The 23,777-nt window shown below is 58.7% G+C and carries 20 protein-coding genes; 11 read left to right on the top strand and 9 right to left on the bottom strand.

All coding sequences use genetic code 11. From position 1 onward, the window contains the following. Nucleotides 1-72: 72 nt before the first annotated feature. Nucleotides 73-1,263, bottom strand: a complete 1,191-nt coding sequence (locus Q9R35_RS18120) for an acetylornithine transaminase (RefSeq protein WP_009461207.1) — start codon at nt 1,261-1,263, stop codon at nt 73-75. A gap of 263 nt (nt 1,264-1,526) precedes the next feature. Next, nucleotides 1,527-2,696: a DNA polymerase IV gene (gene dinB, locus Q9R35_RS18125; protein WP_262479188.1), complete on the bottom strand. Its 1,170-nt coding sequence runs from the start codon at nt 2,694-2,696 to the stop codon at nt 1,527-1,529. Between the two features lie 213 nt (nt 2,697-2,909). Between dinB and Q9R35_RS18130 the strand changes: the two genes are divergently transcribed. From Q9R35_RS18130 to Q9R35_RS18165, 8 genes are all read left to right on the top strand, one after another. Continuing rightward, nucleotides 2,910-4,481 carry an ABC transporter substrate-binding protein gene (locus Q9R35_RS18130; protein WP_045930517.1) on the top strand — a complete coding sequence of 524 codons (1,572 nt, stop codon included), beginning with the start codon at nt 2,910-2,912 and terminating at the stop codon, nt 4,479-4,481. Between the two features lie 155 nt (nt 4,482-4,636). Beyond that, nucleotides 4,637-5,623, top strand: coding sequence for an ABC transporter permease (locus tag Q9R35_RS18135; protein WP_063690956.1), 987 nt, complete (start codon nt 4,637-4,639; stop codon nt 5,621-5,623). Between the two features lies 1 nt (nt 5,624). Continuing rightward, the gene (locus Q9R35_RS18140; protein ID WP_009461211.1) at nt 5,625-6,539 is read left to right on the top strand and encodes an ABC transporter permease; all 915 of its coding nucleotides are present in this window, start codon (nt 5,625-5,627) and stop codon (nt 6,537-6,539) included. A gap of 3 nt (nt 6,540-6,542) precedes the next feature. Further along, nucleotides 6,543-7,517, top strand: a complete 975-nt coding sequence (locus Q9R35_RS18145) for an ABC transporter ATP-binding protein (RefSeq protein ID WP_042484888.1) — start codon at nt 6,543-6,545, stop codon at nt 7,515-7,517. After that, the gene (locus Q9R35_RS18150; protein ID WP_042484890.1) at nt 7,514-8,518 is read left to right on the top strand and encodes an ABC transporter ATP-binding protein; all 1,005 of its coding nucleotides are present in this window, start codon (nt 7,514-7,516) and stop codon (nt 8,516-8,518) included. Before Q9R35_RS18145 ends, Q9R35_RS18150 begins: the two co-directional genes overlap by 4 nt. Nucleotides 8,519-8,659: 141 nt before the next feature. Continuing rightward, nucleotides 8,660-9,220 (top strand): sigma-70 family RNA polymerase sigma factor, encoded by a 561-nt coding sequence (locus tag Q9R35_RS18155; protein ID WP_042484893.1) that lies wholly within the window; start codon nt 8,660-8,662, stop codon nt 9,218-9,220. Between the two features lie 18 nt (nt 9,221-9,238). Then, entirely contained in the window at nt 9,239-10,252 is a 1,014-nt protein-coding gene (locus tag Q9R35_RS18160) for a FecR domain-containing protein (protein ID WP_063690954.1), read from the top strand. Between the two features lie 249 nt (nt 10,253-10,501). Beyond that, nucleotides 10,502-13,039, top strand: a complete 2,538-nt coding sequence (locus Q9R35_RS18165; RefSeq protein WP_311220226.1) for a TonB-dependent siderophore receptor — start codon at nt 10,502-10,504, stop codon at nt 13,037-13,039. A gap of 201 nt (nt 13,040-13,240) precedes the next feature. Here the strand turns inward: Q9R35_RS18165 and panD are convergent, their stop codons facing one another. Further along, entirely contained in the window at nt 13,241-13,801 is a 561-nt protein-coding gene (gene panD / locus Q9R35_RS18170; protein ID WP_009461218.1) for an aspartate 1-decarboxylase, read from the bottom strand. A gap of 261 nt (nt 13,802-14,062) precedes the next feature. Between panD and Q9R35_RS18175 the strand changes: the two genes are divergently transcribed. Beyond that, on the top strand, nt 14,063-14,842 hold the full coding sequence (locus Q9R35_RS18175; RefSeq protein WP_063690952.1) for an ABC transporter ATP-binding protein: 780 nt from the start codon (nt 14,063-14,065) through the stop codon (nt 14,840-14,842). Nucleotides 14,843-14,998: 156 nt separating this feature from the next. On the opposite strand, the gene Q9R35_RS18180 is transcribed toward Q9R35_RS18175, so the two are convergent. Continuing rightward, the gene (locus tag Q9R35_RS18180; protein ID WP_026483916.1) at nt 14,999-15,616 is read right to left on the bottom strand and encodes a flavin reductase family protein; all 618 of its coding nucleotides are present in this window, start codon (nt 15,614-15,616) and stop codon (nt 14,999-15,001) included. A gap of 161 nt (nt 15,617-15,777) precedes the next feature. Here Q9R35_RS18180 and Q9R35_RS18185 point away from each other — a divergent pair, with 161 nt between their 5' ends. After that, nucleotides 15,778-16,755, top strand: a complete 978-nt coding sequence (locus Q9R35_RS18185; RefSeq protein WP_086069877.1) for an AraC family transcriptional regulator — start codon at nt 15,778-15,780, stop codon at nt 16,753-16,755. A gap of 22 nt (nt 16,756-16,777) precedes the next feature. On the opposite strand, the gene Q9R35_RS18190 is transcribed toward Q9R35_RS18185, so the two are convergent. From Q9R35_RS18190 to Q9R35_RS18210, 5 genes are read right to left on the bottom strand one after another with little or no spacing between them, the layout of a single operon-like run. After that, nucleotides 16,778-18,370 (bottom strand): NAD(P)/FAD-dependent oxidoreductase, encoded by a 1,593-nt coding sequence (locus tag Q9R35_RS18190; protein ID WP_045930509.1) that lies wholly within the window; start codon nt 18,368-18,370, stop codon nt 16,778-16,780. A 1-nt stretch (nt 18,371) separates the two neighbouring features. Then, a complete protein-coding gene (locus Q9R35_RS18195) occupies nt 18,372-18,983 on the bottom strand; it encodes a flavin reductase family protein (protein WP_042484910.1) in 612 nt (203 codons plus the stop codon). Nucleotides 18,984-19,008: 25 nt separating this feature from the next. Next, the gene (locus Q9R35_RS18200) at nt 19,009-20,253 is read right to left on the bottom strand and encodes a styrene monooxygenase/indole monooxygenase family protein (protein WP_042484914.1); all 1,245 of its coding nucleotides are present in this window, start codon (nt 20,251-20,253) and stop codon (nt 19,009-19,011) included. 57 nt (nt 20,254-20,310) lie between these two features. Continuing rightward, the gene (locus tag Q9R35_RS18205) at nt 20,311-21,093 is read right to left on the bottom strand and encodes an SDR family oxidoreductase (RefSeq protein WP_311220227.1); all 783 of its coding nucleotides are present in this window, start codon (nt 21,091-21,093) and stop codon (nt 20,311-20,313) included. A gap of 22 nt (nt 21,094-21,115) precedes the next feature. After that, nucleotides 21,116-22,003: a transporter gene (locus Q9R35_RS18210; protein ID WP_081045540.1), complete on the bottom strand. Its 888-nt coding sequence runs from the start codon at nt 22,001-22,003 to the stop codon at nt 21,116-21,118. 296 nt (nt 22,004-22,299) lie between these two features. On the opposite strand from Q9R35_RS18210, the gene Q9R35_RS18215 reads away from it, so the two are divergent. Further along, a complete protein-coding gene (locus Q9R35_RS18215) occupies nt 22,300-23,718 on the top strand; it encodes a DUF6056 family protein (protein WP_311220228.1) in 1,419 nt (472 codons plus the stop codon). Nucleotides 23,719-23,777 lie beyond the last annotated feature (59 nt).

Here is a 23,777-nt window from a genome sequence, read left to right on the forward strand (position 1 = left end):
GCGCAGCTACAAAAACCCACAGACCAAAAAAAATCCGCCCGAAGGCGGATTTCTTTACAGCAAGCTGGCCACTTAGCCGCGAACCTTGACCAGGATTTCGTCCAGCCAGGCCAGCATCAGGTCGATTTCGTCGGCCGTGATGTTCAGGGCTGGCATGAAACGCAGCAGGTTAGGACGTGGCGAGTTCAGCAGCATGCCTTCTGGAGCGCGGTCGCGGGCAGCAGCCACGATTTCCGGGCCGTCGTCCTGATCCAGGATCAGGGCACGCAACAGACCTTCGCCACGCTCACCGTTCATGCCCCACTTGGCGCTGATGGCCAGCAGGCCTTCGGACAGTTGCTTGGCACGGGCATTGACCGACTCCAGGAAGCCAGGAGCAGCCAGTTCGTCGAACACGGCTACGCCAGCAGCGGTCATCAGAGGGTTACCGTTGTAGGTACCGCCCTGGTCACCAGGCTGGAAGCAGGACACTTCTTCGCGGGCGCACAGTGCCGACAGAGGCACGCCACCACCAATGCCTTTACCCAGGGTCATGATGTCAGGACGGATGCCCGAGTGCTCGTAGGCAAACATGGTGCCGGTACGGCCCATGCCGGTTTGCACTTCGTCCACGATCAGCAACAGCTTGTGCTCGTCAGCCAGAGCGCGCAGGCCCTTCATGAATTCCACGGTAGCGGGAATAACACCGGCTTCGCCCTGTACGGGTTCGAGCATGATGCCCACGGTTTGATCGTCGATCAGCGCACGCACGGACTCCAGATCGTTCAGCTTGGCTTTCGGAAAGCCGTCGACCTGTGGAGCAAACATGCGATCCCAGCCGGGTTTGCCGGACAGGGACATAGTGGCCAGAGTACGGCCATGGAAAGAGTGCTCAAAAGAAATGATCTTGTAAGCGTTGTTCTTGTTGATCTGACCCCATTTGCGCGCCAGCTTGATGGCGCCTTCGTTGGCTTCGCCACCACTGTTGGCAAAGAACACGCGATCAAAGCAGGAGTGTTCCACGATGCGCTTGGCCAGCTCGATAGAGGGCTCGTTGTAGAACGCAGGCGAGGGGTTGATCAATTTGGACGCTTGTTCGGTGATCGCCTTGATCACGTTGGCAGGGCTGTGGCCCAGCGCGTTCACGGCCCAGCCCTGGACAGTGTCCAGGTATCGCTTGCCGTTGTGATCTTGCAGCCAGGAACCTTCTCCTCGCACAAAGACCAACTCCGGACGCTGGGTAATTTCCATTAATGCACGTACACCGGCCCGATCGAATTCCATAACGGCAAACCTTGATGAAAATGAAAGAAGAAAAAATAAACCAGCCCGGCGGCTGGACAATTAATTCTAACGCAGCACACCCCCGGCAGGACGCTTATGCCTGGGACAATGGCCATCTGGCCGTGGATTGTCCCTTTTCTGGTACACATCCGCACCCTGGCAGGCGCCAAAGCGTTTTAAGCCTAAAATCTTTCAGGGTATTGGGGGGCCGCATCTATATAAAACCTGTCATGGAAAACGCAAGCTTCTGATGATCTGCCCGCCTAAAACAAGCCGTCTAGATCCAGCTGCCGGGGCTGCTCCTGCGGCATTTCACTGATGGGTAGCAAGGCGCTGGCTTTCACGCCCAGCAAGCGCAAGCGTCTGTCCAGCACGGCGCGTTTCAGATTCTGGCGGGCGGCGGCCAGAATGGCATCTGCCGCCAGCACCGGCGCGGGCAGGGACAGGTCGCGCGTCACGGTTTTGAAGTCCTCGAACTTCAGCTTGATGCCTATGGTTTGGGCGCACATGGCGGATTTGCGTAAATCCTGTTCCAGCTTTTCACACAAGGACTCCAGCACGGCAGACAGGCGGGAGCGATCCATGCGCACGTGCAGATCACGCTCGAAGGTGGTTTCACGGCTGATGGATTTAGGCGTGCGGTCGGTGGACAAAGGGCGCTCGTCCTGGCCTTGGGCCACGGCCATCAGCCATTGCGCGTAGCGCAGGCCGAAGTGTTCCTGCAATTTCTCTGCAGGCGTGGCGGCCAGTTCCCCGATCTTCTCTATGCCCATTTCCGTCAGCTTCACGACCGACTTGGGGCCAATGCCATTGATCTTGCCCACGGCCAGCGGCCAGATGCGGGTAGGCACATCGTCCATGGTCAGCACACAGGCCCCATTGGGCTTGTTCAGTTCCGAGGCAATTTTGGAGAGCAGTTTGTTGGGTGTGATGCCTACCGAACAGGTCAGGCCCGTGGCCTGGTTCACGGCTTGTCGAATCTGCTCGGCCAGTTCGTGGCTGTCTTCGGTTTTATGGCTAAGGTCTACATAGATCTCGTCGATACCCCGATCCTCGATATGGTCCGAGACCGTGGCTACGGCCTGTTTGAACAAGCGCGAATAATGGCGGTAGGCTTGAAAATCGGCAGGCAGCAAGATGGCATCGGGAGCCAGTTGAGCCGCCTTCATTAAACCCATGGCCGAGAACACGCCCAACTGACGGGCTTCGTAGGTAGAAGTCGTGGCCACCCCGCGCCCCACGTAATCGGCCAGACGGGCATGTTGCCAACTGCCATCGGGCAATTGACGCGGGGTATCGGCACTTCGCCCGCCAATCACCACGGGGCGGCCGCGCAAATGCGGGTAGCGCAGCAGCTCTACCGAGGCATAAAACGCATCCATATCCACATGAGCGATACGCCGCTCCAGGGGGTTTTCTTCGTGTGCCGCCACCGTGATCAGCCTGTTAACTGTATATATGTACATCATTATAGCGACAAGTCGGCTTTGAACCGGGAGCCACTGAATAAGCGCCGGGATGATATAAATCACTAAACATCATTAAGCTGACAGCAGGCTGAAACTACGTATTGAATCGGCAGCAAGCGCCCGGTTACTATGCAGCCTCTCTATCAGCGACACCAAGCACCCCAACAGGAGGTTTTCATGAAAAAAACAGTATTGGCTGCTGCGCTGGCAGCTCTGGTCGCCCTGCCCTTGGTGGGCCACAGCAAAACGCTTACTTGGTCCAGCCAGGGCGACTTCATGACCCTGGATCCACACGCACAGAACGAAAACCTCACGATCACAGGCAGCATGTATGTCTATGAGGCGCTGGTGGACTACGACAAGGATTTCCAGATTGTGCCCAGCCTGGCCACAGCCTGGGAACAGCGTGAACCTACTGTCTGGCGCTTTACGCTGCGCGAAGGGGTGAAATTCCACGATGGCGCTCCCTTTACCGCTGATGACGTGGTGTTCTCCATCGAGCGCGCCATGGCCCCGACGTCCAACTTCAAGGCCTACGTGAACGGCATCGTCAAGGCAGAAAAAATTGACGACAAGACGGTGGACATCATTACGTCCGCCCCCAACCCGGTCCTGCTGCGCCAGCTGACCAGCGTGTTCATGATGAACAAGGCCTGGTCGGAAAAGAACAATGTCACCCAGCCCCAGGACTTCAACAAGAACGAAGAAACCTTCTCGGCTCGCAACACCAACGGCACCGGCCCTTACAAGCTGAAGTCGCGTGAAGTGGACGTGCGCACCGTCTTTGTGGAAAACGAAGAATGGTGGAACAAGGGCAACAAGGTGGGTAACGTCACCGAAGTGATCTACGTACCTATCAAGCAGAACGCCACCCGTACCGCTGCCTTGCTGTCTGGCGAAGTGGACCTGGTTCTGGACCCGCCTGCTCAGGATTTGCAGCGTCTGCGCCAGCAAACCAAGATTGTGGAAGGCAACGAGTACCGCACCATCTACCTGGGTCTGGACCAGAAGAATCCAGAGCTGAAATACAGCAGCATCAAGGGCAAGAACCCCTTTGCTGACCAACGTGTGCGTGAAGCCCTGTATGTGGCCATCGACATTGAAGCCATCAAGAAAGCCGTGATGCGCGGTTCCTCCGCCCCCACCGGCACCATGGTGGCCCCTCAGGTTCACGGCTACACCAAGGAACTGGCCCAGCGCCTGCCTTACAGCCAGGATCGCGCCAAGGAACTGCTGAAAGAAGCCGGTTACGACAATTCCCTGACCTTCACCCTGGATTGCCCGAACGATCGCTACATCAACGATGAAGCCATCTGCCAGGCCATCGTGGGCATGTGGGCCAAGGTCGGCGTGAAAGCCAACCTGAACGCCATGCCACGCGCCACCTACTTCCCCAAAGTACAAAGCTTTGACTCCAGCGCCTACATGTTTGGCTGGGGCGTGCCCACCTTTGATGCGCTGTACACCCTGCAAAGCCTGATGCACAGCAAGGGCGAGGGCGCTGACGGCTCCTTTAACTTTGGTGGCTACGAGAACCCCGAAGTGGACGCCTTGATCGACCAGATCAAGACCGAAACCGACACCGCAAAGCGCGATGCCGCAATCCACAAGGTTCTGGAAATTCATGCCAAGGAAGTGGGTCATATCCCTCTGCATGACCAGATCATTCCTTGGGCCATGGCCAAGAAGGTCAACGTGATACATCGTGCGGACAACCGCATGCTGGCCCAATGGACCACCATCGACTAAGTTGTTTTCCCACCCCAGCCCCGCCGTCGTGCGGGGCTGGTTCCCCTTACGCTGTAGTCATCCGTTTCTACACCAGCCCCCTTGCCGGGCCCTTTCTACACATTAAGGACGACACTGGTCGCGAGTGATCCTCGCGCTCTACCAGGAGACCGCCTATGCTGGTATTTATTATTCGCCGTCTGATCCAGGCTGTTCTGGTGATGCTGACGGTCAGCCTTCTGGCCTTTGTGCTGTTCCGCTACATTGGTGACCCGGTCACCATCATGCTGGGACAGGACGCCACCGAACAAGATCGCGTGGAACTGCGTGCCAGCCTGGGGCTGGATCAACCCGCCCCCGTGCAATTCGGGCGCTTTGTATCCCAGGCCGTACAAGGCGAATTTGGCCTGTCCCTGCGGCAAGCCCAACCTGTTTCCACCCTGCTCAAAGATCGCCTGCCTGCCACCGTCGAGCTATCCGTGGTGGCCGCCATATTGGCCTTGCTGATAGGCCTGCCGCTAGGGGTGTACACCGCCTTGAAGCGCAATGGCTTTATGGCGCAAAGCATTCTGGCCTTTTCCCTGCTGGGGATCTCGCTGCCCACCTTCCTGATCGGTATCTTGCTGATCCTGATCTTCTCCGTGCAATTGGGCTGGCTGCCCAGCTATGGCCGGGGAGAAGTCCTGAAGTTTGGCTGGTGGAGCACCGGCCTGCTTAGCTGGGACGGGCTCAAGCACCTGATCCTGCCTGCCATCACGCTCTGTTTGTTCCAGCTCACCTTGATTCTGCGTCTGGTGCGCTCGGAGATGCTGGAAGTGCTGCGCGCCGACTACATCAAATTTGCTCGTGCCCGTGGCTTGTCGCAACGCGCCATCCACTTTGGCCACGCCCTGAAAAACACCATGGTGCCGGTTATCACCATCACGGGTCTGCAACTGGGCGGCATCATCGCCTTTGCCATCGTGACGGAAACCGTTTTCCAATGGCCGGGCATGGGTCTGCTGTTTATCCAGGCCGTGCAATTTGCCGACATCCCCGTGATGGCGGCCTACCTCTGTCTGATTGCCCTGGTATTTGTTGTGATCAACCTGCTGGTAGACCTGCTGTACTTCCTGGTCGATCCACGTCTGCGCACCCAATTGTCGGGCGCCAAGGGGCACTAATATGTTCGCTAAATTGAAAACCGCCTGGGATAGCGATCTGGTCTGGTCCTGGCGTCATTCCCCCGTGGCCATTGCGGCCACCATCATGGCCTTGCTGCTATTTATCGGCGCGCTGGGTGCCCGCTGGGTGGCGCCTTATGACCCCTTCGATCTGACCTCCATCGACCTGATGGATGCCTTGCTGGCCCCGGCCTGGTCGGAGAACGGTTCGCCCCAGTACTGGTTGGGAACAGACAGCCAAGGACGTGATCTGTATTCGGCCCTGTTGTACGGGACACGCACCTCCCTGCTGATTGGTCTGGCCTCGGTGGCCTTGTCCATGGTGGTCGGCATTGTGCTGGGCCTGCTGGCCGGCTACTCCGGTGGCCGTGTGGATGCCTTCATCATGCGTGTGGCCGATGTGCAGCTGTCCTTCCCGGCCATTCTGATTGCCTTGCTGATCGACGGGGTAGCCCGTGCCGTCTTCCCCTTGAACATGCACGATGTGGTCGCCTTCCCGGTGCTGATCGGGGCGATTGCGCTGGCCGGTTGGCCACAATATGCCCGTACCGTGCGCGGCTCCACGCTGGTAGAGAAAAACCGTGAATACGTACAGGCTGCCCGCGTCATTGGCGTGTCCTCGCCACGCATCATGTTCAGCCATGTTCTGCCCAATGTGATGGGCCCCGTGCTGGTGCTGGCCACCGTGCATCTGGCCACCGCCATCATTACCGAAGCCACGCTGTCCTTTTTGGGCGTCGGCGTTCCGGCCACCTCGCCGTCTCTGGGCACCCTGATCCGGATCGGTAACGACTTCCTGTTCTCGGGCGAATGGTGGATCACGATTTTCCCTGGCCTGATGCTGGTGCTGCTGGTGCTGTCGGTCAATCTCCTGGGCGACTGGTTGCGTGACGCCCTGAACCCCAAATTGAGCTAAGCCATGACTGCACTCTTAACTGTCCAAGACCTGTGTGTCGAATTCCCGACCCGGCGTGGTGTGCTCCAAGCCCTGGATCATGTGTCCTTTTCCATCGCCCCCGGTGAAGTGCTGGGTGTGGTGGGTGAGTCAGGCGCCGGCAAGTCCCTGACGGGTTCCTCCATTATTGGTTTGCTCGATGCCCCCGGTCGCATCAGCGGCGGCCAGATCCTGCTGGAAGGCGAGCGCATCGACAATCTGAACCAGGACCAGATGCGCAAGATTCGTGGCCGCAAGATTGGCGCGATCTTCCAGGACCCGCTGACCTCGCTGAACCCGCTCTACACCGTGGGCCATCAGTTGGCTGAAACCATCGTGACGCACCTGCCCCTGTCCTGGAAACAGGCACGGGAACGCGCCATCGAGTTGCTGGAAGCCACCGGCATTCCCGCCGCGCGCGAGCGTATCGACCACTATCCACATCAGTTCTCGGGCGGCATGCGCCAACGGGTGGTGATTGCGCTGGCCCTGGCGGCCGAGCCCAAGCTGATCGTGGCGGATGAACCCACCACCGCGCTGGACGTGTCCATTCAGGCGCAGATTATCGACCTGCTGAAAAAACTCTGTCGCTCGCAAGGCACCTCGGTCATGCTGATTACCCACGATATGGGGGTGATTGCCGAAACCGCCGACCGCGTGGCGGTGATGTACGCCGGTCGCATCATCGAAATCGGCCCGGTACAGGACGTGATCCAGAAACCCAGCCACCCCTATACCCGTGGTTTGATGCGTTCCATCCCCAATCTGCACGCGGGGCTGAAGCGTCTGGAACAAATCCCCGGCAGCATGCCGCGCCTGAACGCCATCCCGCCCGGCTGTGCCTTCAATCCGCGTTGTGATCGTCGTTTTGATCGCTGCCTGGTCGAACGCCCCGAGCTGATGCCTGTTCCCCCACAAACACAGGCGGCCTGTTGGCTGCATGCACAGGAGTCCGCATGAGCGCCCCTAAACAAGCCCTGGTCCAGGTCAAGGACGCTGCCTGTTGGTTTGATGTGTCCCCGCCCTTGCTGGAGCGTCTGGTCTACCGCAAACCCAAAGTAAACCTGCGTGCGGTCGATGGCGTCAGCTTCACCTTGAACAAGGGTGAAACCCTGGCGCTGGTGGGTGAGTCCGGCTGTGGCAAATCCACCGTGGCCCGTTTGCTGACCGGCCTGTATTCGCTGACACGTGGCGAGATTCTGTTTGATGGCCAGTCCCTGCAAACCATGGACAAGGCCAGCCAGAAGGCCATGCGCAAACGCCGTCAGATGATTTTCCAGGACCCCTATGCCAGCCTGAATCCTCGCTGGCGCGTGGGCCGCATCATTGCCGAACCACTGGTCACTCACACGGACATGAGCAGCGCCCAGCAAGAGGCCAAAGTGGCCGAGCTGCTGACGCAAGTAGGGCTGAACCCCAGCGACGCCCAGCGCTACCCGCACCAGTTCTCCGGCGGCCAGCGCCAGCGTATTTCCATTGCCCGTGCTCTGGCCCTGCAACCTGAATTCATCGTCTGTGACGAGCCGACCTCGGCGCTGGACGTGTCGGTGCAGGCCCAGGTCCTGAACCTGATGAAGGATTTGCAGCGCGAGCTGGGGCTGACCTATCTGTTCATCTCGCACAATCTGGCCGTGGTGCATCACGTGGCCGACCGAGTTGGCGTCATGTATTTGGGTCGAATTGTGGAAATTGCGCCACGCGATGATCTATTTGCACAGCCTCGCCATCCCTACACCCGGATGCTGCTGGGAGCCATTCCCGACATGAGCGGGGCGGGCAAAAGTCGCATTCCGGTAGCGGGGGAAGTGCCCAACCCGCTGAACCCGCCATCAGGCTGTACCTTCCATCCACGCTGCCCGCTGGCCAATGATCGCTGCCGCCGCGAAGCCCCGGCTTTGCTGCAAACCGGGCAGCACGAAGTGGCTTGCCATGCCGTAGAAGAAGGGCGCGATCAGGCCTGATCGCTTGCGATGCCAACAGTAAAACCGCCCACGGCAACTTGCCGAATGGGCGGTTTTTTCTGATAATTGAGAATTATTCTCAGTTCTCATTGCCCGAATCTCTACCGTTTTCTGGTCGAGCAGGCACCACTGGAACGCATCATGCACAATGCCGCCTTCTCACCCGACACGGAATCGCTGTACCGGAATTACCATGGCTGGTTGCATAGCTGGCTGCGACGAAGGCTAGGCAATTCCTTTGACGCAGCCGATCTGGCCCAAGACGTTTTTGTCCGATTGCTGCAAAAACCCCGTCAATTCGGCAGCGAGCCCGAAGCACGTGTGTATTTGCGACTCATGGCCAACGGCATGTGCGTGGACTTGTGGCGACGCCGCCAAATTGAACAAGCCTGGCTGGAAGAGCTGGCTAACCGCCCGGCCGCTCTGGTTCCGTCTGCCGAACACCAGGCCCTGGTGCTGGAAGCCCTGCACGAAATAGACAGCATGTTGCGCACCCTGCCTGCCAAAGTGGGTAATGCCTTTTTCATGGCGATGGCCGACGGCATGAGCAACCGGGAAATTGCAGAGGCGCTAGGCGTGTCCACACGCATGGTGCACCGATACCTTAGCCAGGCCATGCTGTGCTGCCTGAAACTGGAAGCCCGCCATACCGCCGCTGACATGCCCGTGCATCAGGCGTCCAGCCTGCCCGAGCCACGCTGATTGCCTGTACGCCCCCCTATGAGCACTTCCGAACTGCATCCCGACGATATGCTGGAGCCCTCGTTTGACGCGCTGGAACAGGCCGCCGAATGGTTTGCCCTGTTGCGCTCGGATGAGGCCTCGGCCCAGGACCAGCAACGCTGGCAAGGCTGGCTGGCCGCTCAGGCCGAGCATCGCAAGGCCTGGCAGTACGTGGAACGCATCAGTGGCCGCTTTGAGCCGATACAAAGCAGCGACAGCCGCCAGGCTGCCGTCCAAAGCTATTGCATGGCCAATCGGCGCATGGGGCGACGCCGCCAATTGTTGCTGGGCCTGGGCACGCTGGCAGGCAGCGGATTGGGCAGTTGGCTGGCCTGGCAGCATACATCCTTGCCCGGCACAGTAATGGCCTGGTCAGCCGAGCATCGCACTGCCCGTGGCGAAGTTCGCCAGCTCAGCTTGCCCGACGGCTCCAGTGTCTGGCTCAGTTCCGACACCGCACTGAACCATGATTACCGAGGCGATCAACGCCTGCTCTCACTGGTCCAGGGTGAAATTCTGATCGATACCGCGGCCGATCCTGGGCGGCCCTTTCTGGTCAAGACGCGCCAGGGCCTGCTGCGTGCCTTGGGGACACGCTTTACGGTACGACTGGACGGCCAGGAGACTTTTCTGGCGGTGTATCAAGGTGCGGTGCAAGTGGACACGGTCAGCAATGGCAAGCAGCGCATTGTCTATGCCGGTCAGCAGACGCAGCTCTCGCGTGCCCAAATTGCGGACACCGTTCCGGTTCTTCCCGAACGGCAAAGCTGGACCAAAGGCATCCTCGTCACCGACAACACACCCTTGATTGAGGTCGTGCGTGAATTGCAACGCTATCGCGGTGGCCACCTTGGCGTCTCACCCGAGGCTGCCCAGCTTCCTGTGATTGGCAGCTATCCCTCCACCGACCCGGACCGGGCCTTGAAAATGCTGGAAGGAGTGCTCCCCATTCGCATCAAACGGACCCTGCCCTGGTGGGTCAGCATTGAACTTGCCGAGCACCGGCCTTGATTCAAGCGCACGTTCACAACATGGACAGCCGTGCATGACAAGCCAGTTTACGGGCCTAATCAATCGGCCCAAAACCTGAAACCGGCTATTTCCACTTTTTCGAGTTCCGCTTTTCCTTGGCGTGTTCGATATACCTAAAGAGGGCATCGTTTTACTCCGTCTTCTGGCCTCAGAACAGACACTGGCCAGGACACACGCAAATCGGCTCGCTCTCGCCGACTACACCGCTTCCAAGGAGCAGAATTCATCATGTCCGGCTATTCCCAGCCTGTCGCCCGTCGGGCGGCCTCTTCTGGTGCCATGCACTTTTTCCGACCTGGCTTCAAACTACACCCCTTGGCTTGCGTACTGCAGCTCGCCCTGGCCAGTGGCGCATTAAGCCTGGCAAGCTGGCATCCTCAAGCCCACGCTCAAACCATCAACCGTGCGTCAGCCCAACAACAAAGCTACCGCATTCCTGCGGGCCCCTTGAGCACAGCGCTGGCTCGCTTTGCAAGCGCGTCCGGCGTGCTGGTAGCCGGCGCCGGTGAGCTGGCCAAGGATCGAAACAGCCCTGGCGTCTCCGGCACCTTATCGCCCCAGGCCGCGCTGGATGCACTGTTGGCCGGTACTGGCCTGACTGCTGTGGCCAGCTCGGATGGCAGCTACCATCTGCGCCAGGTCCCAGAGGCGCCTGCCGGTGACGGCACCCAGTTGAGCACCGTAACCGTACGTGGACAACTCGATCCCAGGACCGAAGGCACAGGCAGCTACACCAACGCATCGGCAAGCTCGGCCACGCGCATGAACCTGTCCGCACGTGAAACCCCACAATCGGTCAGCGTGATCACGCGCCAACGGCTTGACGACCAGGGTTTGCTCACGCTTAACGACGCACTCAAGCAGGCCACCGGCGTGAAGGTGCAGGAAGGCGAAGTGCTGGGCACAACCTATCAGATCCGCGGCTTCTCGCTGGATACGGCCCAGCTTGACGGCGTGCCTGTTTCACTAGGTGCAGGCGGCTCGGAAGCGGCCGCCGACATGGCCATCTACGACCGTGTGGAGGTGGTACGCGGCGCGGCGGGTCTGTTGCAGGGGGCCGGCAACCCGGGCGGCACGCTCAATCTGGTGCGCAAGCAACCCACCCGCGAATTTGCCGCCAGCGGCAGCGCAATGGTGGGATCGTGGAACAGCTATCGTGTGGAAGCCGACGTCTCCAGCCCGCTCAACCACAGCGGTGATCTGCGCGGACGGGTGGTGGCCGTGCACGACGACCGCGACTCCTTCGTGGATCACGTCAAGGAACGCAAGGAAGTGCTGTATGGCGTCTTGCAATACGACTTTACTCCCTCGATCACAGCCACCTTGGGGGTGGATCATCAAAGCACCAAGGGTACGCCCAACGGCACTGGCGTCGTCTTCTTTGACGACGGCGGCGATCTCGAACTGCCACGCAGCACTTACCTGGGCGCCGACTGGAACCACCGCGCCACCCGCAGCACCACCGTGTTCGGCGATCTGACCTGGGAGATGGACAACGGCTGGCAGACCAAGCTGTCGGCCAACCGCCAGCACTACGACGTAGACACGGTGTTTCTGTCCGCCTCGGGCGCGGGCGTAGACCGCAACACCCATCTGGGCCCACTCCTGAACTACGCCAAAGCCAGCAGCCTGAACCGCACCCAGACCAGCGTGGATCTATACGCCTCGGGCCCATTCTCCTTGCTGGGCCGCAAGCATGAGCTGGTGGTGGGTGCAAACATGCGCCGCAACCCTACCGAAACCGATCAGGTGCCTTTGCGTGAATACGCCAGCATCCGGCCCGATGTCTTTAACTGGGACCCCACCTCGCTGCCCCCGCCCAATATTGGGCCCTATGAATCGCGCACTGCCACCACCACCAAGCAGTCGGGTATCTATACCGCTGCTCGTCTAAGCCTTGCCGATCCACTCACGTTGATCGTGGGTGGTCGTTGGAGCTGGTGGGACTACAGCAGCGACAGCACCAATCTGCTCACGGGCGCCAACACGGCCTCCTCGAGCTACAAGGTCAGTGGCGAGTTCACACCGTACGCCGGTCTGATATTCGATCTGAACGACAACTACTCGCTGTACGCCAGCTATACCGACGTATTCCGTCCGCAAAACGCCATCGACCGCAATGGCTCCTTGCTCAAGCCCATCGTGGGCGCCAACTACGAGGCGGGTATCAAGGGTGAATTCCAGGACGGCCGCGTGCAGGCTTCGCTGGCGGCCTTCCGTATCGAAGAAACCAACCGCGCCCAGACCGACCTGGACGGCCCCAAACCGTGCCCCTATACCACCAGCGACTACTGCTCGATTGCCGCAGGCAAAGTGCGCAGCGAAGGGATTGAGGCGGAGTTAACAGGTGAACTGGCCCCAGGCTGGAATCTGACGGCTGGCTATACCTACAACACCACCAAGTACGTGAAGGATGCGGCCAACCAGGGCAAGCCCTTCAACACGCGCACGCCAGAACATATGTTCAAGCTCTTTACCTCTTACCGCCTGCCCGGCTCGTTGCGCCAGTGGACGGTGGGTGGCGGCTTCACATGGCAGACCAAGTTCCTGTACGAGAACACGGCCGGCACGATCCGTATCGAGCAGAATCCTTACGCTGTGGCCGATCTGATGGTGCGCTACGACTTCACGCCCAAGGTTTCAGCCACCTTGAACGTGAACAACGTGTTCGACAAGCACTACTACCGTTACATTGCCCACGAACGTGCCTACAACTACTACGGCGATCCACGCAACGTCATGCTGACGCTGCGCGCCCAGTATTGAGGCTGAACGTGAACAAGGTGCTCAAGCGCTCTGATTGCAGTGCTCTGAGTACCTTGTAGTCTGACGGCGCCCTGTGTACCAGATGTAATTCGGCCACAAACTGACTGAATAAAAAAAAGCTGTGTTTGCCGCCTGAGGCAGTGAACACAGCGTTTTTTAATACAACCATCATCGGGCCTGTTGCGGCCCGGTGAAGAACAATCAGTTCTGGTTCGCAGGCGCGAAATCGGCCAGGTGGCAGGACAGGATATCGGCAATGGCGCGATCATCCAGACCACGGGAGCGCAGGTCGGCGGACAGGGCGTCCACGTCAACACGGGCCAATGGACGCTCGGCACCACGAGGGCGGTCGTCGCGCACCACGCGGAAGTCATAATCGCGCTGGGCGGTCTTGGCCACTTCGTAGTGCATGACTTCATCCACTTCGTTTTCAGGCGTGAAGGTCAGCACGGTAGGGCGCAGGGAATACAGGTCTTCGGAATTCATCACGTATTCGGTTGCGCAAATGATGACGGTGTCGCCCTTTTGACAGGTACGAGCGGCCGCACCGTTCAGAACCACGCAACGCGAACCGGGTTCACCGAAGATTACGTAGGTAGAAATACGGGCACCACTGTCCTTATTCCAGATTTCCACAAACTCCATGGGTAAAATGCCCGCTTGTTCGCAGATTTCCGGATCCAGGGTGATCGACCCGTGATAGTTCAAGTCGGCACCGGTCACCTTGATACCATGCAGCTTGGCACGGACCACTTTTTTCATGACAACACTCTCTAGAAACAGGTCCCCTAAAACGGACACCTAAGCTTGGCTAAAACGCGGCTTGCGCTGCGCCCTTAGCCCGATCAGGGCTGCGGGAAAGACTGCATCATAAACCCAGAAATGCGCGCAAATCCGTTTAGACCCACAGATTTGTACGGGAAAACCACAGGCTCAATGATTTGCCTGACGGCCAGTCTGTGCTGTAATCCCCTCTGCCGCGTCGCGCCGGTCTTTTTTATTTTCAATACGATACCGTTTTCCATGCCCAACCTGCTCATCGAGAATATTCACAAACGCTATGGCTCCCTGGAGGTCCTCAAGGGAGTCTCTCTCAGCGCAGAGCCGGGCGATGTCATCAGCCTGATCGGTTCCAGTGGTTCGGGCAAAAGTACGTTTCTGCGTTGCATCAACTTTCTGGAAACGCCCAATTCCGGCCGTATCGTCATCAAGGGCGAGGAACTGAAAACCCGTCTGGATCCCAAAACGGACGAACTGGTTGCGGTAGATAAACAACAGCTCAAGCGCCTGCGTACCAGTCTGGCGATGGTGTTTCAGCACTTCAACTTGTGGTCTCACATGACGGTGCTGGAAAATATTACCGCCACCCCTATTCATGTCCAGGGCATGGACAAGGCTCAGGCGATTGCCAAGGCGGAACTGTATCTGGACAAGGTGGGCCTGTCGCGCGATCTGGCCAAGCAATATCCGGCCTTCCTGTCGGGCGGCCAGCAGCAACGTGTGGCGATTGCCCGTGCGCTGGCGCTGGAACCTGAAGTGATGCTGTTTGACGAGCCAACCTCGGCGCTGGACCCGGAGCGAGTGGGTGAAGTTTTGCGGGTTATGCAAAATTTGGCCGAAGAAGGGCGCACGATGGTGGTCGTTACGCACGAAATGAGCTTTGCGCGCAATGTGTCCAGCAAAGTGGTGTACCTGCACGAAGGCTTGATCGAGGAAGAGGGCCCACCGGAAGAAGTCCTGGTGTCGCCACGCAGCCCTCGTTTGGCGCAATTTCTGGCAGCGGGCGGTTCGTCCAAGGGCTAAAAGGCAAAACAGCCCAAAGACTTCGGCCACACTCTGAGCAGACATAAAGCAAACGGCGCCTTTCAGCGCCGTTTTCATGTCCAGCTAATGCGTAGTCACCTCAAAACAACTCACAGGGGCCACCAATCACCGCCCCCAGACTACGTAGCCCTGCTATCAGGACTTGGGACGTGGCATATCAAACAAGGCCAGGTCCGTAATTTCAAAGTAATCGCCAGGGCCACCTCCACGCAGGATCGGACGTGGGATCGCGGTGCGGTAAATGCCGTCCACGATGCTATTGGGCGACACATGCACACCCACCACTTCGCCCAGCACCATCCAGGTGTTCAGGTCCTTGCCTTCCGAGTCTTTCAACTGAAAGTGCGTTGTCACCTTGCACTCCAACGAGGCATGACTCTCGCCCACGCGGGGGGCATCAATCAGGCGAGAATCCACAGGCGTCAGGCCCGCGACTTCAAACTCGCGCACATCTTGCTCCAGACTGGTCATGTTCATGGGCTCGGCCAGATCACGCGTTGCCAGGTTCCAGGTAAAGACGCCGGTTTCAATCGCGTTACGCACGCTGTCTTTGTAGCCCACGCTGGAAAAAGCGATGACAGGCGGGCGGTAGTTGAACACGTTGCAGAAACTGTACGGAGCCAGGTTCAGCACGCCTTCCGTGCTTTTGGTACCGATCCAGCCAATTACACGAGGGCCCACAATAGAACTGATCGGGTCGTGGCGCAGTCCATGGCCTTGTGTGGGTTCGTAGAAGTGAAAGTCTTTCTGCACGGTTCTCTCTGTTAATAAACACAACAAACTAAACAGGACTGCGGGAAATCCCGGTGGCCCACTGATATACTTTACAACTAAAATAAAGCCGCTGCAAACCGTTGAAACTCAAGGTTTTACGTATCCTTCCTGCCTTTCAGAACCATCTAGGCACATGAAACATGGAAAATAAGCCCGATCACTGGGCACGTGTAGCTTCTGCTGACCTGGAACACGTGCGCAAATCTGTCAGCGACATGTTCAAGTCGCACCAGCTCAAGCAGCTACGTGCCGACCAGACCCTGCAAACCCGGCTGCGACACGCCCAGTTTGGTCAGGTCGCCTTGAGCCGCCTGGGCTATGGCGCCGACGTACATATCCAACCTGATCACCTGGCCGGTTTTTACCTGGTCCAGATGCCTCAATATGGCACCGCCAAGATTCGCTGCGGTGGCCAAACCGTGGACTCCAGCCCCTACGCCGCCACGATCCTCAATCCCAACGAGGACGTGGATATGGTCTGGCACGCCAATAATGAGCAATTAATGCTCAAGATAGACCGCAACCTGGTGGAACAGGCTGCCCGTGGCATGGGTCTGGACGTAGGCCCGCAAGGTTTGCTGTTTCCGGTACGCCTGGAGGCGCATACCCAGCCGTCCTGGCAAATCATGCTGCGCTATGTGCTGGACTGTGCACGCAACTACGAAGACATCCGGCGCTCGCCGTTGATTATCAACCAGCTGGAGCAGTTGGCGGTGACAACCTTGCTGGATCTGCACCCACCGGCTCAGATTCAGGCCCTGAACCCCGCCCGCATCTTGCCGCGCCACTTGAAGAAAGTAGCCAGCCATTTGCATGAGCAGGCCCATTTGCCCGTCACGGTGGACGAGCTTAGCGCTATCGCAGGCGTCAGCTCGCGCACCTTGCAGCAAGCCTTCAAGGAGCACTATGGCGTCAGCCCCATGCAGTACCTGCGCCAGGTGCGCCTGGACCGTCTGCGCCACGAACTGATCCATTCCAACGAACCTCATCTGACGCTGGCCGATCTGGCCATGCGCTGGGGCTTTGCACACCAGGGCCGTTTCAGCGCCGAATATCGCAGCCGCTTTGGCGAAACGCCTGGCGAGACCCTGCAACGGGTGCGTGGCGGTCAGCACTAAGCTGACCGCCTCACCCGTCCTCTCACCCCTTCAAAATACGCTGGGCGGCCAGATAGCCGGATTGACCACCCAGGCCAGGGCCCGGATGCACCGACGCACCAATTTGATGCAGATTACGCCAGGGCGTCGTGCCACTGCGCGCATTCTTGTGTCCTGCAAAAGGACGCATGAAAAAGAACTGATCCGGTGAGCACACCCCGCTATACGGATCGCCCCCCACCAGATTCATGTTCAAGGCTTCCAGATCCGCTGGGCTGACGCTACGACGCCCGATAATCTTGGCGGCCAAGCCAGGCATGACGGTTTCCAGACGGGCCTGCACACGGTCGGCCATGGCCTCGCGCACGGCTTCGTTCCAGCGACCATCGGCCGGCACAGGAATCTCGCCCGCCTCATCGCCTTTGATGTGGCGCGGCAGTTCCTGCATTTGTACCCATAAAATCCAGTGCCCCTCCGGTGCGCGAGTCACATCCACTGCCACCGGCTGGCCCACGGCCAGGGTCGGTTTGGCAGGCAGATAGCCATTGCTGGCCGTCACCACCGAAGAGCACACCTGCTCCATGCTTTCCGTCACATGCACCATAGGGACATGGCGCAGCTCCGGGTCAAGCCAGTCGGGCGGGGAATTCAAGGCAAAGTGAATCTGCATGCCACCGCGACCATAGTGATAATCCTGGGCGGACTTCAACAACTCGGGTTCTACTTCCGGCAACAAGTCGCCGTACAGCTGACCGGGCGTCACATTGCAGACCACGGCACGGCGGGCCAGATAGCGCTGCGTACCCACACACACGCCGGTGGCTTTATTGCCTTCCACCAGCACGCGATCCACATGGGAATTGGTCAGTACCGCCCCACCTGCTTCTTCAATAATGCGGGTAAAGGCTTTCACAATCTGGTAACTGCCGCCTTTGACCACCGGCATGCCACCGCTGACTACGGCGCTGAAAGTCAGCTTGCCGATCAGGGCCGAGCTGGCCTCATCCGGGCCCAAACCGCTATGCAGCACCCAGGGAGCAATCATGGCGCGGGCCAGATCGCTGCGCAGATCGCGCATGGCCCAGCGCCGGAAGCTTTCCAGCGCTTGCGAGCCAAAAGACATCAAGCCGTCCAGCCCCCGTTCGCGCCAGGCACCAAAAGCCAGTTTGGCCATGGGCCAGCGGTAGGGCTCCCCACCCAGCAGGCCAAATACCAGACCGGCATCCGGGCCAAACATGCGTGCCGCCATGGCACCCAAGGCATCGCCTTCACCGGGCATCAGGTCATTGAAACGACGCACCGTGTCGTCCATATCCTGACGCAAGGCCAGCGACGGGCCACCGGGAATGGCCAGACCCGTGCTGTACTCGCCTTTGGCAAACTCCAGACCGGCTTTGGCCAAGGGTTCGGCCAGAGCGGCATACGACGCGCCGCCCATGAACAGGGGATACCAGCTGGACAGAACATCATGGGTGAAACCGGGGAACAGCTCCTGGGTACGGATACAGCCCCCGGCAACCGCATTGCGCTCCAGCACTGTCACCGACAAGCCCCGTTGGGCCAACAAGGCGGCGCAGGTCAGGGAGTTCATCCCGCTGCCGACAATGACTACATCAGCGCTGTGCGCGTCACTCATTTCAACGGTCTCCGCTAGGCGTGGTCAGGTTGGCGAAACGGCCACGGTGAAACACCGCAGGTTCGTGTTCAGTCAGGGTGGTGTGGCGCACCACACGGCCAATAAACAAGGTGTGGTCGCCGCCTTCGTGCTGACGGTAGTTCTCGCACACAAAGGTCGCTACGCAATCGTCCAGCAATGGCACGCCTTCTTCACCATCCACATGCGAGACCAGCGAGAACTTGTCCTTGACCTGGGAATTGGCAAAACCCAGGGCCACGGGCACTTGCTCCTGGCTAATCACATTGATGGCAAAGTGGCTGCATTTTTCAAAGATCTCCAGGCTGGGCGAATGATTCACCAGGCTCCACATCACCAGAGGCGGCTCCAGCGACAGGGAGGTAAAGGAGTTGATGGTCAGACCCACCGCCCGGCCATCGGGACAACGAGTGGTGACAATGGCCACACCCGTTGGAAAATGGCCCAGTGCCTGGCGAAACGCACGGCTATCGACCACATTCAGATTGGACGGTGTGGGTTTGGCGTCAGCGGCTGCCAACGCTTGGGCAGACACGGCCTGCCGCTGGGCAGCGGTTTGGGACGAGGAGTCTTGCAGCGTTGCGGTGGGGGTCATGATACGTCTCCTTGAATACTATCTATCAGGCAGCCACAGATTGGCTGCGAGTCTTCTCGATCAATGCTTGGGCGGCACTCAGATCTTCCCAGGCCGGGAACAGAACCGGTGGGTGGTTGAAACTGTTGGCCAGGAAATGAGCCAGAGCAGGCGATTGCTGAGCCGAGGTCAACAAGGCGAAAGAGGAGTCGGTTGGCGGCTTCAACATGGAGTTGGTCCAGCGCACCACCAGATTGGCGTAATCCCAGTAACGCTCGAACGTTTCCTGCATCCAGTTACGGTCAAACGCGCCTTCGCCACGCTGCAAGATGCTGTCCAGATACACCTGGGCGGCTTTAGCAGCGTTGTTGGAACCTTGGCCGGTAATGGGGTCGTTCACGACCACGGCATCGCCCAGACCCAGCACCATGCGGCCCGAAGGCAGGGTCAGCACAGGTTTGCGCACCGTGGGAGGGAATGCGCCGGACAGGTAACCCTGGGCGTCAGTCAGTTCCACATTGCGGGCACGGTCGGCTTCCCAAGGCAGGAATTCGCGCAGGAAGGACACGCTTTGTTCCAGGTGCGCTTCAGGCGTCTTGGCATCGCGGAAGCGATCCAATGGGCCACCGGGCACGCCTTCAAACACCATGATGTCGCAAGGACCGGACAGGGTCAGCGATGGGAACACAAAGTATTCGCCCACACCGGGGATGAAGTTGAAGGACACGCGCGAGTATTCAGGTGTAGGTTCCAGACCGTGCACATAGGTCAGGGCCAGAGCGCGCTGGGGCTTGTCGTACATGGAACGCTGATCATCACGTTCGAACAGTTTGACCACTTCGCCTTTACCGGCAGCCAGCATGGTCAGGTCGTATTCCTGGGTGATGCGCTCCAGTTCGGCCACGCCCACGTCTTCCATGATCAGCTTGCCGCCGCGCTGCTCGAACAGTTCCAGCCAGTAAGGCATTTTTACGCGCTGGTCGGTGGCTTGGGCTTCGCGGTCCAGACGGCCACTCCAGTCCACGGCCTTGGTGTCAGGCTGATCGGGGTTGGGCAGGGCAAAACCGATACCTTGTACGGGTGGGCATTCGTCGTCCCAGAAGTTCAGACCCAGGCGACGCTCTACATCCAGCGCCTCGGCAAACATGCACTGGCTGGACATGACACGGCCACCACGAACATCGTCAGGGCTGCGGTTGGTGAAAACGGCTACGTCGTAGCCTTGGGCCAAGAGGCCGAATGCAACGGGCATGCCAGCTTGGCCAGCGCCCACAATAGCAACTTTACGCATGATTTTTTTCCTTCTGAGGGAGCTAAGGACGCCACCCCAGCGGCGTCCCGGTTTTTCTTATTCAGCCAATTTGGGAATGGCCGGTACACCTTGCTCGGGACCCATGGCCGAGTAGCCGCCATCCACGGCGTAATCGGCACCGGTCACGAAACTGGCGGAATCCGAGAGCAGGAAGGAGACGACTTCGCCCACTTCCTGGGGATCGCCCACGCGGCCCAGCATGTGAAATGCCGAGGCCACGCGATCGGTTTTGGCGCGATCGCCGCCCGTCAGCTCGTCCATCACCCGCGACCAGATCCAGCCGGGCGAGACCGAGTTCACGCGGATACCGTCTGGAGCAAAGTCCAGCGCCATGCTGCGCGTCAGTTGCAACAAGGCGGCCTTGGAGACCGGGTACAACCAGCGCCCGGTTTGTGCGATCGACGATGAAATGGACGTGAAGTTGACGATGGAGCCGCCACGCAGCAACAAGGGACGCACGGCCTTGGCTGCTTGCACGGCGCTGACCAGGTTGATGTCCAAGGCCTTGAGCCAGTCTTCACGGCTGGAGGCCATACCCTCATCCAGATAGGAACAGGCCAGATTGACCAGGCCATCCACACGGCCAAAGTGCGCCTTGACCTGCTCGATGGCCGCATTCAGGCTTTGATCGCTGGTGATGTCCACTTCCCAGAATTTGGCTTTGGCGGCATCGTTGCCTACGGCTTTCTGACCACCTGCGGCATCAATATCAAACACGGCCACACGTGCGCCATAGCCCATCAGCACCTCGACCACGCCTGCGCCAACGCGCGTTGCGCCGCCGGTAACGATGACTACCTTGTCTTTCAGTCCTTTCATCTCGCTCTCCTGCCGCGGGCCCTTAGAACGGAACCGCTACTTTTACAAAAAATTGTTTTCCTTCAGGACGGCCACGCACGCCCAGATCCTGCTGGTACTTGGCCGTAATCAGCAGACCTTTATCGTTGGCGTAACGCAGGCTCGGGCCAATCGCGAAGGAACGCGCCTTGCTGTCACCGGCTGCCGGGCCACGATCGCTTTCAATCTGTTGATAGGCGTAACCACCCACCCCCAGCACCAGGCCATTACCGAAACCCCAACCCACGGCGTAGTCGGCGTGAATGGCCTTACCCGTGCGGGTTTCGGTATCACTGTTGCGGAAGTTGAAGTCCACCATCATCTTCAAATCCAGGTTGATGCCGCTGGGCTGCACGTAGCTAAATGCTGCGGCAGGCTGGATGGCCCAGTAGTTACGGCCCAGATTGGCGCTGTCGGTCACCTTGTAGCGGCCGGTAGGGGCCACAAAGTCCACACCCAGCACGTAGTGCATTTTTTCGCTGGGGTGAAAGCCCAGGGCGGGACCGAACACCACATCGCCCAGACCACTGCGGCGCTGCGACTGACCGGCGGCTTGTGCCTTGACGGTCAGCAGCGGGGCCAGAGCGTGGAACGCCAATTGACCGCCAAACACCTGCTGATCCGTCACCCAGACCAGACGAGGCGCAACCATTGCCACATCCACCTGGAAGTCAGGAATAGGCAACTTGTCGCCGTTCTTGTCACGCACCGAGTCGTAACGCATGGCACCGCCGTACATCAGCAAGTGCACTCCGGGTGGCGGCAGGGCACCACTCATGAAGTTTTCCAAACCATCGGGATAAATAGGCAGGCCGTTGCCTTCAATGGCACAGGCCGGACCGGCGCCCAAAGCGCCTGCCCCCAGTACAACGGCTGCTATTTTTTTATTGATGTCCCCCACGTCCTTCTCCTTTTGTTTTTTAGGTATGACGATGGAGCCAATGGTAGAAGTGCTCTTTTTGTCGGTATATCCACTTTGCGCAGCGCCTAGCCAATAAGCGCAAGAAGCCGCAAAAGCAGGGAAAACCCCGATTTGGTTTAGATTTAAAGGATGAGGGCGTACATCGCGTTAAACGCTCTGCCTCAACGCGACTCTGAGATAATCTCTACCCTTTCAAGCTCGGTAAATAACTGATATCACCGTGGCATCAACATCCAGGGCAGCGAACGATGTGTAATACCGTCGTCGTGGGCCTGCCCACAAACCTCCCCTCTACAATGAGTACCACTCTCTCTGTTGCTGAATCTCGATCCAGCACACCTTTGCTCGGCCATCGTTCTGGTGCCTGGGCTTTTACGTTTGTGTTTTCATTGACGCTAATCGTGACGTGGGTCCTTTACGGGCTCACTCCCATGATTTCGGACGACTTCAGCTATGCCAATAAAGGCATCTCTTGGGCGGCCATCAAGTTTCACTACTTGAACTGGAGCGGTCGACTTGTTTCAGACACCCTCTCTAGCGGGATGCTCAACCTGGCCCCCAGATGGTTGCAAGCCATACTAAATACAGCCGCCCTGTTCAGTCTGATCGCGATACTGACCGCGCTTGGGGCCCAATTGGCCGACCGCCGCTTCCGGCCTTCGCTTCTGTTACTGCTTTTCACCCTGTATTGGTTAGTCAACCCAGATCTAGGGCAAACCACCTTCTGGTTGGTAGGAGCGGCAAATTATCTATGGCCCAATCTATTCAACTTCGGTTTTGTATTGGCCTTTGTCTGGTATTTGAAAAAGGGCCAACCATCTATTGGGGCTGCCATCGCGGTCTGCCTGCTAGCCGTACTGGCGGGAAGTTCCAATGAAAACACGGGCATCATTAGTTGGTGTTTGTTGGCTTATCTGAGCCTACGGCACTTTCAGCGCACAGGCTCGCTAAACAAATGGCATCTGGTGTGGTTGCTGTGTATGGGGCTGGGCATTGCCATACTGGTGTTGGCACCGGGTAATCAGGTACGGGCTCAGGGCTTTGCTCATTGGTACGATCAACCCTTTTTATGGCGAGTCTGGGACCATTTCAGCCGCCGTTTCCCCGATGCCATGTTGCGATACTGGGGGGTGATTCTGGTGATGTTGTTTTGGCGCTTTACCGCCGGGCCAGTGCCCTCGCTGCCAGCACGCCGGGCGATGTGGCTGCTCATTGGAGCGTCTCTCTTGGCCAATGCCATACTGGTTCTGGCGCCCAATATCCCTAAGCGAGCCCTGAATGGCGGCTTGATGTATCTGCTGGTGGCCCTGGCTATTTATGGACATGATTTATTGGCCCAAGGGCAACGCACCCTAGCCATACAGCGCAGCTTTTTAGTGACATTAGGATCCTGCTTCACACTATGGCTGGTGTCCAGCGGATTGATGTTGCGCAGTTATCACGGCACTTGGGAACAAGATAAAGTACGGCGCGCTCTCTTGGCTGATGCCCAAGAGCATCAGCAGCATCACGTCAAGCTGCCGAAGTATTTTTTCCTACCCACTTTACGTTCGCGGGATCACTTCGATATGCACTTTGACGGCCAAGCCATGGCTCAATACTACGGTACCAAGGCAGTGATCAACGAATATGCCGTCCATCACTACTATGACCTGGAGACAGGGGCCCCCCCACCCGCCCCCTGACGCTGTAAAACTTGCGCGTTTCCTCCGCTAGAAGCCGCTTCAGGCCCCGGCGAGTCTGG

The organism is Alcaligenes sp. AB3, assembly GCF_031844565.1.
GTDB classification, from domain to species: Bacteria; Pseudomonadota; Gammaproteobacteria; order Burkholderiales; family Burkholderiaceae_B; genus Alcaligenes; species Alcaligenes faecalis.

Coding starts and splice junctions, on each gene's coding strand:
- Q9R35_RS18135 (WP_063690956.1), top strand. CDS start 4,637: ATGCTGGTATTTATTATTCGCCGTCTGATCCAGGCTGTTCTGGTGATG.
- Q9R35_RS18140 (WP_009461211.1), top strand. CDS start 5,625: ATGTTCGCTAAATTGAAAACCGCCTGGGATAGCGATCTGGTCTGGTCC.
- Q9R35_RS18150 (WP_042484890.1), top strand. CDS start 7,514: ATGAGCGCCCCTAAACAAGCCCTGGTCCAGGTCAAGGACGCTGCCTGT.
- Q9R35_RS18130 (WP_045930517.1), top strand. CDS start 2,910: ATGAAAAAAACAGTATTGGCTGCTGCGCTGGCAGCTCTGGTCGCCCTG.
- Q9R35_RS18195 (WP_042484910.1), bottom strand. CDS start 18,983: ATGACCCCCACCGCAACGCTGCAAGACTCCTCGTCCCAAACCGCTGCC.
- Q9R35_RS18190 (WP_045930509.1), bottom strand. CDS start 18,370: ATGAGTGACGCGCACAGCGCTGATGTAGTCATTGTCGGCAGCGGGATG.
- Q9R35_RS18175 (WP_063690952.1), top strand. CDS start 14,063: ATGCCCAACCTGCTCATCGAGAATATTCACAAACGCTATGGCTCCCTG.
- Q9R35_RS18155 (WP_042484893.1), top strand. CDS start 8,660: ATGCACAATGCCGCCTTCTCACCCGACACGGAATCGCTGTACCGGAAT.
- Q9R35_RS18145 (WP_042484888.1), top strand. CDS start 6,543: ATGACTGCACTCTTAACTGTCCAAGACCTGTGTGTCGAATTCCCGACC.
- Q9R35_RS18160 (WP_063690954.1), top strand. CDS start 9,239: ATGAGCACTTCCGAACTGCATCCCGACGATATGCTGGAGCCCTCGTTT.
- Q9R35_RS18205 (WP_311220227.1), bottom strand. CDS start 21,093: ATGAAAGGACTGAAAGACAAGGTAGTCATCGTTACCGGCGGCGCAACG.
- panD (WP_009461218.1), bottom strand. CDS start 13,801: ATGAAAAAAGTGGTCCGTGCCAAGCTGCATGGTATCAAGGTGACCGGT.
- Q9R35_RS18165 (WP_311220226.1), top strand. CDS start 10,502: ATGTCCGGCTATTCCCAGCCTGTCGCCCGTCGGGCGGCCTCTTCTGGT.
- Q9R35_RS18120 (WP_009461207.1), bottom strand. CDS start 1,263: ATGGAATTCGATCGGGCCGGTGTACGTGCATTAATGGAAATTACCCAG.
- Q9R35_RS18200 (WP_042484914.1), bottom strand. CDS start 20,253: ATGCGTAAAGTTGCTATTGTGGGCGCTGGCCAAGCTGGCATGCCCGTT.
- Q9R35_RS18185 (WP_086069877.1), top strand. CDS start 15,778: ATGGAAAATAAGCCCGATCACTGGGCACGTGTAGCTTCTGCTGACCTG.